Source organism: Bradyrhizobium liaoningense, assembly GCF_018130825.1.
Classification (GTDB): Bacteria; Pseudomonadota; Alphaproteobacteria; order Rhizobiales; family Xanthobacteraceae; genus Bradyrhizobium; species Bradyrhizobium liaoningense_B.
The window spans coordinates 242202-256201 of sequence record NZ_JAFCJS010000010.1 but is presented as its reverse complement, the minus strand read 5'-3'; the positions used below and the strand labels follow the sequence as shown (position 1 = coordinate 256201).

Sequence of the window (14000 nt, the reverse complement as noted above, 5' to 3'; positions counted from 1 at the left end):
AGATCGAGCACCTGGCGGTCGAGCTCGGTGTCGGCGCCGTGCATCTCCAGCTCGATCTGCTTGCCGAGTTCGCTCGAGAGGTCGCGGACGATGCGAGGCAGCTTCTGCCAGGCATTGCCGATCGGCTGCATGCGCGTCTTCATGACGCCTTCCTGCAGCTCGGCGGTGACGTTGGAGAGACGCTGCAGCGGCACCTTGAACTCGGTGTCCTCGTTGCGGCGGGAGATCTCCAGCAGCTGGTTGCGGGTCAAGACCAGCTCGGAGACCATGGTCATCAGGTGCTCCAGCGTATCCACGTTGACGCGGATCGACTGGTTGGCGATGCGGTCGCCCTCGCTCGCCGTCTCGTCGGCCATCGACTTCTTCGGCGCCGCCTTCTCCTTGGCGGGTTTTGCAGCTTCCTTCGCGGCAGGGGCCGGCGCTTCAGCAGCGGGCGCGGGCTCGACCTTGGCGACGGGCGCGGGGACCGGCGCTTCGATCGCGGTCTCGCGGAAGGCGCGTTCGAGCTCGTCGAGCGAGACTTCGCCGGGACGCAAGGGGCGCTCCAGGGTCTGGTCGATCAGCGTGCCCGTGGTCATCTCTTTTGCGGGAGCAGGCGCGGCGGCAACAGGCGCTTCCGGCGCCAGCGGCGGGGCTTCGGCGACAGGAGCAGCAGCGCCCGCGGCCATGGCCGCCATGCCCTGCTCGACCATCGCTTCCAGCTTGTCGATGAGATCGCGGTCGGTGCCTTCGGGCTCGGCCTCGGTCGCCTCGAGCCCGGCGAGGATCTCCTTGATGCGGTCGATCGAGGACAGGATCACCGTCACCGCTTCGGCGGTCACAGGCATGCCGTCGCGAAACTTGCCCATCAGGGTCTCGCCGGCATGCGCCAGCGCTTCGAGCCGCGGCAGGCCGAGGAAGCCGCACGTACCCTTGATGGTGTGGACCAGGCGGAAGATGTTATCCAGGATCTTGGCGTTGTTCGGCTCCTGCTCGAACTTCACCAGCTGATTGTCGACGGTGTCCAGGCTCTCGCTGGTCTCCGTCAAAAACTCCCGCAACAGATCATCCATGGGGTACGCCTTACTGAGCTGGACTTCGACGCCTGAGCCGCGCCCGGCGTCGGCGGAAGTCTTCGCTTTAGATCGTTAGACAACCCCTTTCACGGTCCCGTTAATTTCATCCTCCGTGCTAATACGGATATTGAAGAGAAGTTTGCGGTTCGACCGCATGCGCCAACGCTTTCCGGCGAAGCCGCTACCGCGCCGTGACGGCAATTAACGTTGGGTAAACGCCGCGGGAAAGGCGCGGCGATGCGCGCGAAAAAGTCCTGCTCGTAAAGGACGATAGGCACGGCCCGCGGGAAATCGCCGGCGATCGCAGCTGCTCAGGTGGCCATCGCGTCGTGATCTGCTGGAATCCGCAAGATCCGCATTCAGAGTAAACGAACGCTTACCCCGCCGCCGATGCAACCGGTGCCGCGCTAACCGAGGCGCGCGGCCGAGACGACATCGTCGGGACGGTACCCCGCGAGACAATCGTTGATGGCGACGAGCAGCGCGCCCGGCGTGCACGGCCTGCGCAGGCAGCGTGCCGCGCCGAGCTCGAGCGCCATCCGGAGGAAGTCGGGCGCAGGTGAATTCAGATCTGCGAATGCGTAGCCGGACATCGCGATCAGCGGAATGGCGGGCGCGCGCTCGTGGAAGACCCTGATGGATTCGAAGCCGCGCATGTGCGGCATGAAGATGTCGATGATCATCAGGTCGAACTGTTCGTGTTCGAGAGCGCGCAGGCCTGCTTCACCTCCATCGGCAATCGTCACTCGAAAATGATTTCGCTGGAGATAGACCTCGATGGCCATGCACACCATCAGGTCGTCGTCGACAACGAGAATATGGCGCCGACTTTCTGTCCCCGTTGGAATTTCCCGTTTCGGCGATTCAAGAATTGAACCGTGGGACACGCCGTTCTCCTCTGGTTTGGAGCGAAGTATTGACGGTGGCGAACGCCGGTGGCGGAGCCGGGAAGGCGACGACGGACGCGAAATATGTGGCGGCGCCACTGAAGGGCGCGAAGCAATCGCCGACGGTTGATATGAGTTGGTGGGCGGGCGAGGATGCGCGGATTGCCCGACGTCCGATGGCAGTGGCAACCAATGTCTGCCGCCGACCGAAAGCTTCCGGCTCATCAAGGCCCCCTGCCGGTTCTTCCCGACTGGCGACATTGGATTGCACGCCAGCCGCGTGCGCGAATCAGCACGCACGCTTATTTCCGCCGCAAGCGTGCCAGCGTGTCTGCCCTCTAACGGGTATATGGACACTACCACAACCTCTGGAATAGGATTTATTTGCCGTGCAATTGCGTGACGGAAAGGGCGCGGCTCCGACCGTAGCTTGAACGCATTGGGATTGATCCTGCATGACCGCGAGCGGCCGCCCGCCCAATCAGTTGCTGCAAATGCTCGACGCAGCAGATTTCGATCGGCTGCGTCCTCATCTGGCGACCGTCGAAATGGTCAGGACATCTGTCCTGGGCGAGGCCGGCTCTCCCCTGAGATATGTCTACTTCCCACACGACGGTTCTGTTTCGATTTCGGTGAGCTTGTCCGAAGGACAGACGATCGAGGTCGCAATGCTGGGACGCGACAGCGTCGTCGGCGGCGGCGCGGCGCTGGCCGACGGTATCGCGCCGGCGGACGCGGTCGTACTCTTCCCCGGCACTGCGTCCACGCTGGAACTCGCGGCATTCCGGACGATCGCCGCCGCAAGCCTGCCGTTTCGAAGCTTGATGGTGCGCCATGAGCAGGTCCTGCTTGCGCATGCGCAGCAATCGTTGCTCTGCAACACGGTGCATCCGGTCGAGGCGCGGCTGGCGCGCTGGTTGCTGCGTGCCCGCGATCTGTCCGACAGCGCAAGTCTCCCGCTGACGCAGGAAGCGCTGGCGCAGATGATGGGCGTGCGGCGCAACGCCATCTCCCTCGTCGCGCATGCGCTGCAGCGGGCCGGCATCATTCGCTACACCCGCGGACAAATCGAGATCATCGATCTGCCCGCGCTGAAAGCGACATCCTGCGACTGCTATTCGGCGGTCAAGGCATCGCATTCGCGCCTGCTCGGAGCGCCGCCGTGACGCGAGCCAGGCGCGGCCATCTGCATGCCGTGGTGAACACAGTGCCGAGAGGAGGATCCTGCCCCCGGACAACTTGTCCCAATTGCCAATATATCCCGACGTGAACATGATGGAACTTACCCGTGTCGGGAGCAATTTTGCTTGCCGCGACTCACTGATGCAGAGACGGGAGGCAGCTTTGGAAACGATGGTGCGTCCATCCAACGGTTTCCTGTCCGCGCTGGCGGCGGACGACTATGACCTGCTCCGCCCGCACCTGCGCACGATCGAGCTGCCGCACGAGGCCGTGCTGGTCGAGACCGGCGAGACGCTCACGCGCGCTTACTTTCCGCACCGCGGCGTCATCTCGCTGGTGGTGAAGCTTGCCAAGGGCGAGCATGTGCAGGTCGCCATGATCGGCCGCGACAGCGTGCTCGGCGCGCTCTCGACCCTGGGCGATGCATGCGCACTGAATACGGCGATCGTGCTGGTTCCCGGCACCGCATCCGTGATGGATCTCGACCGGCTGCGCGTCGCGGCCGACCAGAGCGGAACCCTGCGCACCTTGCTGACGCGCCACGGGCTGGCGGTCTACGCGCAGGTCCAGCAGACCGCCGGCTGCAATGCCGCCCATCCCGTGGAATCGCGGCTGTCGCGCTGCCTGTTGCACACCCATGATTTGTCCGGCGACTACCGGCTGCTGCTGACCCAGGAGGCGATGGCGCAGATGATCGGCGCGCGGCGCAACAGCGTGTCGCTGGTCGCCAACACCCTGCAGCATGCCAATTTCATCCACTACAGCCGCGGGCACATCCAGATCCTGAACCTGGACGGCCTGCGCCAGACGGCGTGCGAGTGCTACGGCACCGTGAAGGCCCAGTACGACCGGCTGCTCGGCCAGCGCTGAGCGGCACGTGGTAAACCCGAAGTTAACGTTGGTCCGCAAACACCTTCCATCCCGCTACCGGAACTGAAATTCAAATGCCGTAGACACGGGGCGAGCCGCGCGCCGCATGCGCCGCGCGGCCAACGAACCGCGACCAAGGCGAGACCATGTTTGACGTGACCGTTGCGCCCGCGCCGGGAACCTTCAATGCCGAACCTGCGCGCGAGCCGGGCGCGTACGCGGCGCTGGTGCGCGAGATCGGCGAGGACGGCGCCGGCGAAGTGCGCGCCGTGTTCTGGAGCGAGACCTGCGCGCGCCTGCAACTGTTCCGCACGCTTTCGCTGGCGCAGCAGCACGCCAGGATCGCGCGCGAAGCTCATTCACTGAAGAGCGCGGCCGGAACGTTCGGCTATGCCAGGCTGGCGGCGCTGGCGCTGCGGCTGGAGAAGACCGCGGCGACGCTCGGCGACACCGAATTCCGCGATCTCCTGGACCAGATGGATGCTGCCTACGCCGCCGCGCGCGCGCAGGAGCCGCAAGGCTGAAGGGCGGGCTAAACCCGCCGTACTTCTACGGTTTGTGATTTTTAGAGATGGCTAATCATAGGTGGCGATAGTCGCGGGAAACCAGGAGGGTTTCCATGTTCACCTATGAGACTGCGGACCAGAAGGAAGTCCGTCGCTTCCGCATCGCTCAGTTCAACGGCCGGATGGCGACCGTGAAATCCGGCGAGTCGACGGTGACTGGCTTCGTCCGCTCGGTTCTGGAGCAGGAATCGAGTATCCCTCCGCGCTGGACCATCACCATCATCCCGAACGCGCCGAAGGAAGAGCTCAAGCCGCTGCGGCCCTCATCGCGCACGCGTCCCTTCGCTGAAGATTATTTCTGACCGCGATCGGGCTTCTCCAGCCCCCGGGCCGCCGCCGGCGGCGCAAGACAAGAGCTCAATCGATCGAATGCAGCAGCGCCGCGCGGACGAGATCCGCGGTGTTGCGCGCACCGAGCTTACGCATCGCCTCGGCGCGATGGCTCTCGAAAGTGCGCGGGCTGATCTGCATCCGAAGCGCACCCTGCTTGTTCGAATAGCCCTCGCTGATCAGGCGGAGCACCTCGCGTTCGCGCTTGGTCAGCCGCTTCTGGCCCGACAGGCCGATCAGCTCGGCGCTCGGCACGCGCTGCGGCTGCGGCGCGCGCGGGAGGTTCGATTCTGCGTCGTCGATCCGGGACGGAATCGGCGGGGCACCCTTGTGGGGACCGGCAAGCTGCTTGACCAAGCCGCAGACGCGCTCGGTCTGCGTCAGTGCATTCTCCACCACCCGCTGCAGATAGGCACGGTCGGCCGTGACGGGCGCGAGCTGATCGCTGTGATGCTTGATCTCGCCCATATAGAGCAGGAGCGCCGTCAGGGGACCGTTGAGCTCGCGGGCGAAGGCGGCCGCCATTTCGTCGGCCGCCTTGGCCCGGGCGGCATTCAGGCGGACGAAATCGAGCTCTTCAGCTGGAGCGGTGCTGCTTTCGTACCATTCCGACGGCCGCGAATCGGCAGCCGTATCATTCTGTGACCCCATGTGACCTGTTTAGCGGAACCGGGGCCGATCTGTGGTTAACTTTTTGCTCCGTAAGACTACGGTGATTTTGGCAGTTTTGCGCTAAAACATGGACATCGGCACAATTTATGCTTGCGCGAGGCTTGCCGCGACCATGCAAGGGTTGAGAACTTCACCCAAATCCCCAGCAAACAGGCCGAAGTCTCGTTAATCGCCGCCCCGGCCGGACGCCCGGGCCCCGGATTTTACGGATTCATTAACGGCGACTTGCTTCTCTAGGTCACGATTGCGAGCGCGCAAATGCCTCCACGCATTGGGCCGGTAGGCCAGCTGGAATCGTTGCGGAAGATTGCGTGCCATGAACGAGATCGATCGGCTGTCGGAATTCCTGCAGAGGCTGACGCCGCTGTCGCGCAGCTGTCTGCTCAGCGAGCTCGAGCGACTCGAGCTGTGCGGCATCGACATGCCCGGCTCGGCCGAGGTCCAGGCCCGCCTGCGCGCCGAATTTCGCAAGGACGGATCGACCCAGGCGCGCGCCACCAGCCCCTCGCGCTATTTCTTCGCGCCGCTCGAGCTGCTGCTGATCGACGGCGCGCCCGAGCATGCCAATGCGGGACGCATCTCGCGCAACACCCTAACCCCGATCTGGGAGTGGATCTGCCGCGACCTGCTGCCGACCATGGCGCGCGACTACGTCAAGGCGATCAACGACCAGGTCGCCGCCAACAACCCGAAGGAAGTGCAAAAGATCGCATCGAGCTTCCAGACCAAGGTCGTCAAGGTGCTCGAGAACACCTTCGCATCAGTGGAGAGCGCCGAGCTCGCCCGCGGCAAGCTCGCGCAATACACGGCCTCGCGTACCGCCTTCGACGACGTGAGGAAGATGCAGCATGTGCTGCGCGCCGGCGACGCGCTGCCGAAGTTCAACGAAAAGCTGCCCGAGAAGATTGCGAAGCTCGACGACGGCCAGGTCGCCCAGATCACCGCGCAGCTCGATGCCTTCAGGAAATCTCACCCGGATGCGCTGCCCTTTGCGCTGGCGCTGGTGGCGCGGCGGCTGAAGACGTCCTGGCAATTGGTGCGCCTTGCAACCAAGCCCGCCGCGAGCAAGGCCGCGGCCGACGTCGCCGCCACGCCCTATTCTAGCGTCGTGCCGATGGTGCTCGACCGGCTCGACGACAAGCGCCTCGCACTTAGGATCGCACTCCGGCACAACCGGGTGCTGGTCGCCCGCGACCTGCTCACCGAGATCTACGACACCGAATATGCGCTCAAGGTCCGCATCGACGGCATCGAGGCCAGCGAATGGGGCATCCGCCTCCAGCACTTGATGGACGCGATCGCAGCGTTGGTATCCGCCGAGGTGAGCCGCTTCCCGTCCAATGTCGGCCACATCCTCGGCTCGCGCCGGCTGCGCAGCCACGATACGCTCGGCGGCAAGCTCTCCTATCTCGCCTGGAAGGGGCGCGACGCCGTGCAGGACGGCGCGGCGGCGTTTCGCAAACTGATCGGTCAGACCTAGATTAAGGGTTCGGCCGCGAAGGGCCACGTTGCGCAGCGCGGCTAACGCGACAGGCACAGGAAGCGATCCATAAATCGCCCCGACAGCACGAACCTGAACCACCAATACATCATTCGCCGCATCGACATAGCTGTAATCCTAAACACAGCCCACCACCGGCTGAACGGAGCAATAGCGCAGATGCGGCAATGCACATGTGATGTGCTTCACATTTGCACCGCCGCGCCGGCGCGCATTGTCGCAGAACCGTCACGAGCGAAGCCGGAACATGCGCGCATCGCGCGAATATGAGTTCTTCGGCCATGCCGCCGCTCCTATGCTCCGATCCATCGCATGAGCATTGGGAAGGAATCCGCGATGAGGTCGAACCGACGGATATGGACGATGGCTGCCCTGCTGACGGCGGCGCTGGCGCTGACATCGGCGACGATGGCGCAGACGTCGCCGCCGCAGGGCAATGCGGCGCCGACCGCGGACAACGCGGTGCTGCTCACCATCTTCTTCAAGCACGACCAGTCGCGCCCGCTCGGCGAACTGAATGCGCAGCTCGACAAGCAGGGCTTCCGCAAGGCGTTTCCGCCGCCCGGCGTCGAGGTCGTGAGCTGGTACGTGATGATGGGCATCGGCCAGGTCGTCACGCTGCGCCTTCCCGCCTCGCGGCTGCGCGAGATCAATCGCGTCGTCGAGGACACTGCGTGGGGTCCCTACCGCACCGAGTTCTATCCGACCTACGACTACAAGGCGGTCGGGATGGCTCAACACGACAAGGCCACCGGCAACTGATACCGCTGTTATTCAATTGGGCGAAACGCGAACGGCTTCGTCCTATTGCAGGACACCGACTTCGCGCCCGCAACTCGCCGCGTCATTCGAGATTCCTCCGCGAAGACGGTGTCACGCGGCCGTCATGTGCGGCCGGACGTAAAAACTTCCCCAACGAGATCCGAACAATTTTAGACGTGGTGCGCGCTTTAACGTTACCCAGATAATTCAACAATCGGCTGAAGCTCTCCATATTTGAAACTGCTCCCGTCGCTAACACCGGTCGCGGAACGGGAGTGGTTTGCGATGAACGATAAAATTGTTGAGCTCGCCGGACGAAGGCCCAAGACCTTCGGGCGGCGAAAGATGACGCCGCGCGCTTGCGTCGCCGACGGCAAGCGCCATCTGCGCGCCTTCCTCGCTGAAGTGCTGGAGGACCTCGGCTTCGTCACCAGCGAATGCGCCAGCGCGGAGGAGCTGCAATCCGTCCTGACGCGCGAATTGCCGGACTTGATCCTGCTCGGCATCGCCGCCGACGGCATCGAGCCCGGAAAATTCCTGGAGACGCTGGTGCGCGAGAGCTTCGACGGCAAGGTCCTCGCCGTCGGCGCCCGCGAGTCGATCATCGTCAGGGCCGTGCAGCAGGTCGGCGAGGAATACGGTCTTGCGATGCTGCCGCCGCTGACCACGCCCTTTGCCGCGGAGACGCTGCGCGAGCGCGTCGCGATGCTGCTGCCGGAGGAGCCGGCGCCGAGCCCGGCCGTGCATGTCGGCGAGGCCCTGCATGCCGGCTGGCTCGAGCTGTGGTACCAGCCCAAGATCGATGCGAGGACGCTGATCCGCAGCGGCGCCGAGGCGCTGGTGCGGATGCGTCATCCGACCTGGGGCGTGGTGCCGCCCGCCTATTTCATTCCCGAGGCGGACGATCCTCATCTGCGCGGCCTGTCGGAATTCGTGATCGAGCGCGCCGTGCAGGACTGGCACTATCTGCTGGAGCGGCAGGGTCCGGTCGATCTCTCGATCAACCTTCCGGCCTCCTACCTGAAGGAGCCGCAGGCCGTGCGCGATCTCTGCCGCCGCGTGCCGACGCATCCGGCCTTCGGCGGACTGACGATCGAGATCGACAGCGAGGAGGCAATCCGCGACCTCGATCTCCTCGTCGAGGTTGCCCGCGAGGTGCGCCTGCACAATATCGGCCTGTCGATCGCCAATCTCGGCGCCAACTGGCCCTCGCTGATGGACCTCGGCAAGATCCCCTTCATCAAGCTGCAGGCCGACCGGCACTTCGTCACCGGCAGCGGCGATGATCGGCTGAAGCGCACGGTGTGCCGGCACATCGTCGAGCTTGCACAAGGCTACGGCGTCGGCGCCATCGCCGAAGGCGTCGAGAGCCGCGCCGACCTCGTCGCCGCCAACGAGCTCGGCTTCGACCTCGTGCAGGGCTTTTTGTTCGGCAAGCCGATGCCGCTGAAGAAGTTCGCAAAGAGCGCGCTGGCGCGGACGGTGATGGGGAGCGCATAACGGATGGTCTTTGCGCCCCTTCAGATTATCCGCACCGTCTGCCGCCCATTCCGCGGAAAGCTGCACGAGGCGCAATTCCGTTGAAGCGCTACCGCGCACGGGTGATCTTCCGTGCTTGCTGGAATTACCTCTGAACAAAGATGACAAAGCAGATCACCGTCTGCAGGAAAGATATTGCCACGAACGTCATCTTCGCCAGAGTCAGCATCTTCAAGCGGCCAATCGTTATCTCGTCGAACTCCGCGCCCTGGAGATACCTGCGAAGCCAGACATCTTCGACGAGATCTGCGGCCCAATACAACAGAGGGAAGATCAAACAATACGCCGGCCACGTCACCCCGGCATAAGAAAGCCAGGTCCAGGATGCATAAGCGGAGGCACCCGCCAGGCCGGACATAACAATGACATCCAGCGGGAATAAAATGGGCTTGCAATAGATTCGAACCAGATCCGGGTTCGTTCGAACGAACAACTCAAGCTGACTCGCCGAATATTGGAGCGATTTTTCCGGGAAGCGAACTGGCAGCGTCCGCAAAACTCCGGACGCCGGAACGAGGGTTCGGCGGGAGTAGATACCGACGAACTGAAAGAATGCCAGCGCGGCAAATATCGCAGCCAGAGGCGCAATGAGGGGCTCACCGTACTCTTCAACGAAGGCGCTCCATAGAGATCTGTTCCTGAGCTTTTCTTCGTTCTCAGCATCCGTCTTTTGGACCTCCTCAGTCGTTGGAAGATCCTCGGATCCTACCTTGTCGCCGCCTGATGGATCCGCCGGATGGCGGGGATTGGTCGCGCACGGCGTCAATCTGCCTTGACCGATCCACGATGAAAGGCCGACAGGTTGCGCGTTGACGTCCACGCGGCCAGCCTGCGCGATACCTGCGCAACTATGCTTCAGCATGTCCTTGGTCAAACCATAGGCGCCGGTCAGATTGGCTCGGCTCAAATCCGTCCTGGAAAATTTCGCTCCGGAGAAATCCGCTTCACGCAGGTCTGCTCCGTCAAAAGCAGTCCCTTCCAGTTGAGCCCCCCTGAGGTTCGCGTACCGTAAATCCGAAATCCAACACCGGTAGACCTGCCACTCGTCAGGATCTCCATCTTTTCCCCTGGAATATAGCTGGGCGCCACTGATGGCAGGCTTTCCATCGGCTCTTTGCGATGGGCTATTCTTGATGTCGTAGTCGGCGAATCTTGCTCCTCTCAGATCCGAGTACGCCAGCTTGGCGCTATTCAAGCTGGTTCGGCGAAACTTCGCCTGCGAGAGCATCGAGCAAGACAAGTCCAGCCCGCTCAGATCCAGATTGTCCAAACCGGCATGCTCGAGACGCAACTGCTGGCTCGCAGCCGTCGGCTTGACGCATCTGTCGCGTTTCACATGTTGACGATAGGCGGCCATCTTCGCGTCACCGAGCGACCGCAGTGCCCCCTGCACTGCGGAATTTGCCTCCTGTCGCGTCGTTTCGGTGATCTTGACGTCCTTACCGACGCCGGTCCAGCGTTCCCCTTTGCATTCCGCCGAAAGGCCCAACGAATCGCCCTCCGAGCGAGTCTGACTCGTTACGAAGCCGCTCAATATCTGAGTGGCCTGAAGCGCGTGAGACGAAGGATCATCGACCCCCAGCGCGCCGAGCGTCCTTACTCCCGCATTCGTGGCCGAGTCGTCCGTGGCTTTGGACGAAGATGTGTCGTTGACCTGCTTATCGTTGATCAGCTTCACGGCACTCATGAATGTCGCGAGGCGATCTTGCTCGGCCTTCGTTTTGAAATCGGCTTCCCAATGGTTTCGCGTTTCGAAGAACTGCGCCAGCGAAATCGCGAACGTCGCGACGAGGCCGACGGCCGTAAGCACCTGATAATTCGTTTGACGAAGCCGGTCCTGGACCTCGAGTTGGCGAAGCTGCTGCTCCGTGGAATGAATCGGCACCGAACTCCGTGGAGCAAACCACCAGAACCACAAGAAGACGGCGAGAACAAAAAACACGATAATGGAAACGACAATCGTAATCATTGCGATCCATTCTTCTAGAGTTTGCGAACCCGCTCGAGCCGGTCCTTGGCCTCGGCCAAATGGAGATTGGCCGCGATCAGGCCGAGATCGTTCCCTTCGTAATCGACGATGGGAATGAGGTTCGCGGCATCAAAGCGAGCCGCCTTCAGCAGAGCCAGGAGGTTTTTCGGAGCGTAGTATTCGGCCCACGGCCTCACCTGAACCGGTCGGCCCAGCCGTTCGATCGCACTGACGTGAATTTTCTCATTGATGACTTCGGCGTGGCGGTCACGGGCGACAACCCTTTCGCGAAAACCCACATCGATCCGAACGTTTCCGATCGACCGCTGAGCTGCACTTACCAAGCGATAGAAGTGCTTCCGCGCTTCGTGACGAGCGGCCATGAATGAACAGTCGGCAAGTTCCTTTCCCGTGACAGGCACATTCCAACCACGGCGCCGGTCGGCATAGACCGGGAAATCGTGACAATGGTGCAAGACACGCCGGAGCATCCAGTCAAGCGACAAATCGTCCAGAGCTGTCTGCTCGAATAGCTTCCGCCGCTCTTCGTCAACATAGCCACCTCCGATATCGGAGTGCGCACCAACAAACCAGACCTGCTCGGTTGGCGCGCTGATCTTGCCAAATTTTGGCTTACGCCACAGCGCCGGCTCGAAGCTCAAACGGTGCTCGTCAATGGCGAGCGCATGAAGATTGAGTTTCACGGTCTGGGAAAGACCCACGTCGTGAAACTCGAATAGGTCGCGATTTTCGTGCCAGAATGTCGGCAGCGGAATTCCGAGTGCACCGACGGTGTCGAATACGCCGAGGCAGGAGAAGTTGAAGGCAGGATAGACCAGGCCGTCCCAAGACCGCCGCGCAGGCAGCGTCCGATCCAGCGCATTGGTTCGGTAATAGCTCCAGAGCCTGGATTGGTTTTCGAGAGTGCATGCATCCGATCGTAGCAATCCGGCGGAACTGATGAGCCCCACCAGCGAACGTGCGGTGAACGAGCCTCGGGAGAACCCAAAGACAAAGACCTCGTCCCCATCGTCGTAGTTTGCCGCAAGGAAGTTGTAGGCGCGCCGAATGCTTCGACCGAGACCCGCGCCAAACGCCCCACCGAAAAAGCGATCAAGCAACCCACCCGTTCCGACGCCGCGCTCATAAAAGACCAGATGGTCTTTGGATGAAGCACCGGACTTGTATTTGCCGCGAGCAACAGCGGTCCGCTCTCTGCTGTTACTGGGCGCAGCTGTGTCCGACTTGCCGGAGGAACCGTCTTCCAAACACTTTGCGATTATCTCTCTTAGCCGGACGATGTTGGTGTCTGTCGGACCGAAATCTGCGTCGTTCCAGGTGCCGTCCAACAGCAAGATTATCCGCTTAGACATACAAAGCTCGAAATGAAGTCATGCAAAGGCGGGTCTGAGAAAATTCTGGCGAGCGCATTCCGGAAATGATTAGCCGGAATGACACTAGTTACTTTAAGTTGCGCGCTGTCGCAAGCATACATCTCGAGAAGTGGTGCCCAGTCAATGGACCGGCAGCCGAGATCTGCATCCACAGTGTCGGCAAACCGCCACGACCAAGCACCATCGACGATCGGGCCCCAAGGCCTATCTCTGTTCGGCAAGCCGATGCCGCTGAAGAAGTTCGAAGAGCGCGCTGGCGCGGACGGTGATGGGGCAGGCCTGAGGCAAAGGCCTCACGCAAACTTCCGCGCGAAGAAGACGCAGACGACCACGAGCGCGGTCGCGGCGATCATGCTCCAGGCGACCGGCTCGTGCAGCAGGAAGCCGGCGAGCGCGAGGCCGAAGAACGGCTGGAGCTGCTGCAGCTGGCCGACGCTGGCGATGCCGCCAATGGCAAGCCCGCGATACCAGAAGATGAAGCCGACGAACATGCTGAAGACGGAGACGTAGGCGAGCCCGATCCAGGCGGGCACATCGACGCCGCTCCACGCCGGCGGCCAGGTCAGGGCCACGACCGGCACCGTCAGTGGCAGCGCCAGCAGCAGCGCCCAGGAGATCACCTGCCAGCCGCCCAGGCGGCGCGACAGCGCGGCGCCTTCGGCATAGCCGAGCCCGCACAGCACGATCGCCGCCACCATCAGGAGATCGCCCGTGAGCGAGGCCGAGCCGTCGCTGGAGAGAGCGAAGCCAACCACCGTGGCGCTGCCGAGGATCGCGAACAGCCAGAACAGCGGCTTTGGCCGCTCGCCGCCGCGCAGCACGGCGAAGACCGCGGTCGACAGCGGCAGCAGGCCGATGAACACGATCGAATGCGCGGACGTGATGTGCTGGAGCGCGAGCGCCGTCAGCAAGGGAAAGCCGACCACGACACCGACCGAGACGATGGCGAGTGAGGCGAGATCTTTTCGTTCGGGTCGCTCCTGACGAAGCAGGAAGAGCACGGCGATCCCGATCAGCGCGGCAATGACCGCGCGCGCCGACGTCAGGAACAGCGCGGAGAAGCCGCCGACCGCCACGCGCGTCGCCGGCAGCGAGCCGCTGAAGATGATGACGCCGAGAAGCCCGTTGCCCCAGCCACTGCCCGCCGATTGCATGTCCACCTCTTTCCGGACCTTGACCTTCGGCCTTCCGCGCTGGCGGCGACAGCGACAATGCAGTACAATTTTGCCAGACTGTATTGATATGGAAGGTCATACACTTTGGGCGATGCGCC

Annotated in this window: 13 protein-coding genes; 7 read left to right on the top strand and 6 right to left on the bottom strand. The window is 62.7% G+C overall.

The genetic code is table 11. The features are described from left to right. Window positions 1-1052: Hpt domain-containing protein (locus tag JQ603_RS33805; RefSeq protein WP_212346619.1), on the bottom strand; the 1052-nt coding region annotated here is incomplete at its 3' end. Between the two features lie 410 nt (window positions 1053-1462). Next, a complete protein-coding gene (locus tag JQ603_RS33800; protein ID WP_349630770.1) occupies window positions 1463-1903 on the bottom strand; it encodes a response regulator in 441 nt (146 codons plus the stop codon). A gap of 494 nt (window positions 1904-2397) precedes the next feature. Between JQ603_RS33800 and JQ603_RS33795 the strand changes: the two genes are divergently transcribed. The 4 genes from JQ603_RS33795 (at window position 2398) to JQ603_RS33780 (ending at window position 4862) form a co-directional block, all read left to right on the top strand. Then, on the top strand, window positions 2398-3108 hold the full coding sequence (locus tag JQ603_RS33795; protein WP_212346616.1) for a Crp/Fnr family transcriptional regulator: 711 nt from the start codon (window positions 2398-2400) through the stop codon (window positions 3106-3108). A 187-nt stretch (window positions 3109-3295) separates the two neighbouring features. Beyond that, window positions 3296-3994, top strand: coding sequence for a Crp/Fnr family transcriptional regulator (locus JQ603_RS33790; protein ID WP_212346613.1), 699 nt, complete (start codon window positions 3296-3298; stop codon window positions 3992-3994). Window positions 3995-4140: 146 nt separating this feature from the next. Further along, window positions 4141-4518 (top strand): Hpt domain-containing protein, encoded by a 378-nt coding sequence (locus JQ603_RS33785; RefSeq protein ID WP_212346610.1) that lies wholly within the window; start codon window positions 4141-4143, stop codon window positions 4516-4518. Window positions 4519-4613: 95 nt separating this feature from the next. After that, window positions 4614-4862, top strand: coding sequence for a hypothetical protein (locus JQ603_RS33780; protein ID WP_212346607.1), 249 nt, complete (start codon window positions 4614-4616; stop codon window positions 4860-4862). Window positions 4863-4917: 55 nt separating this feature from the next. Here JQ603_RS33780 and JQ603_RS33775 read toward each other — a convergent pair whose 3' ends face one another. Then, complete coding sequence (locus tag JQ603_RS33775) at window positions 4918-5541, bottom strand: helix-turn-helix domain-containing protein (protein WP_212346605.1); 624 nt, start codon at window positions 5539-5541, stop codon at window positions 4918-4920. Between the two features lie 337 nt (window positions 5542-5878). Between JQ603_RS33775 and JQ603_RS33770 the strand changes: the two genes are divergently transcribed. The 3 genes from JQ603_RS33770 (at window position 5879) to JQ603_RS33760 (ending at window position 9325) form a co-directional block, all read left to right on the top strand. Next, a complete protein-coding gene (locus JQ603_RS33770; protein ID WP_212346602.1) occupies window positions 5879-7042 on the top strand; it encodes a hypothetical protein in 1164 nt (387 codons plus the stop codon). Between the two features lie 357 nt (window positions 7043-7399). Next, window positions 7400-7825, top strand: a complete 426-nt coding sequence (locus JQ603_RS33765; protein WP_212346599.1) for a hypothetical protein — start codon at window positions 7400-7402, stop codon at window positions 7823-7825. Between the two features lie 285 nt (window positions 7826-8110). Then, entirely contained in the window at window positions 8111-9325 is a 1215-nt protein-coding gene (locus JQ603_RS33760) for an EAL domain-containing response regulator (RefSeq protein ID WP_212346596.1), read from the top strand. 124 nt (window positions 9326-9449) lie between these two features. On the opposite strand, the gene JQ603_RS33755 is transcribed toward JQ603_RS33760, so the two are convergent. The 3 genes from JQ603_RS33755 to JQ603_RS33745 form a co-directional block, all read right to left on the bottom strand. Continuing rightward, window positions 9450-11333: a pentapeptide repeat-containing protein gene (locus tag JQ603_RS33755; RefSeq protein WP_212346591.1), complete on the bottom strand. Its 1884-nt coding sequence runs from the start codon at window positions 11331-11333 to the stop codon at window positions 9450-9452. 14 nt (window positions 11334-11347) lie between these two features. Then, window positions 11348-12706 (bottom strand): T6SS phospholipase effector Tle1-like catalytic domain-containing protein, encoded by a 1359-nt coding sequence (locus tag JQ603_RS33750; RefSeq protein WP_283817487.1) that lies wholly within the window; start codon window positions 12704-12706, stop codon window positions 11348-11350. 314 nt (window positions 12707-13020) lie between these two features. Then, window positions 13021-13881, bottom strand: coding sequence for a DMT family transporter (locus JQ603_RS33745; RefSeq protein ID WP_212346587.1), 861 nt, complete (start codon window positions 13879-13881; stop codon window positions 13021-13023). Between the last annotated feature and the right edge of the window lie 119 nt (window positions 13882-14000).

Coding starts and splice junctions, on each gene's coding strand:
- JQ603_RS33795 (WP_212346616.1), top strand. CDS start 2,398: ATGACCGCGAGCGGCCGCCCGCCCAATCAGTTGCTGCAAATGCTCGAC.
- JQ603_RS33790 (WP_212346613.1), top strand. CDS start 3,296: ATGGTGCGTCCATCCAACGGTTTCCTGTCCGCGCTGGCGGCGGACGAC.
- JQ603_RS33785 (WP_212346610.1), top strand. CDS start 4,141: ATGTTTGACGTGACCGTTGCGCCCGCGCCGGGAACCTTCAATGCCGAA.
- JQ603_RS33780 (WP_212346607.1), top strand. CDS start 4,614: ATGTTCACCTATGAGACTGCGGACCAGAAGGAAGTCCGTCGCTTCCGC.
- JQ603_RS33775 (WP_212346605.1), bottom strand. CDS start 5,541: ATGGGGTCACAGAATGATACGGCTGCCGATTCGCGGCCGTCGGAATGG.
- JQ603_RS33770 (WP_212346602.1), top strand. CDS start 5,879: ATGAACGAGATCGATCGGCTGTCGGAATTCCTGCAGAGGCTGACGCCG.
- JQ603_RS33765 (WP_212346599.1), top strand. CDS start 7,400: ATGAGGTCGAACCGACGGATATGGACGATGGCTGCCCTGCTGACGGCG.
- JQ603_RS33760 (WP_212346596.1), top strand. CDS start 8,111: ATGAACGATAAAATTGTTGAGCTCGCCGGACGAAGGCCCAAGACCTTC.
- JQ603_RS33755 (WP_212346591.1), bottom strand. CDS start 11,333: ATGATTACGATTGTCGTTTCCATTATCGTGTTTTTTGTTCTCGCCGTC.
- JQ603_RS33750 (WP_283817487.1), bottom strand. CDS start 12,706: ATGTCTAAGCGGATAATCTTGCTGTTGGACGGCACCTGGAACGACGCA.
- JQ603_RS33745 (WP_212346587.1), bottom strand. CDS start 13,881: ATGCAATCGGCGGGCAGTGGCTGGGGCAACGGGCTTCTCGGCGTCATC.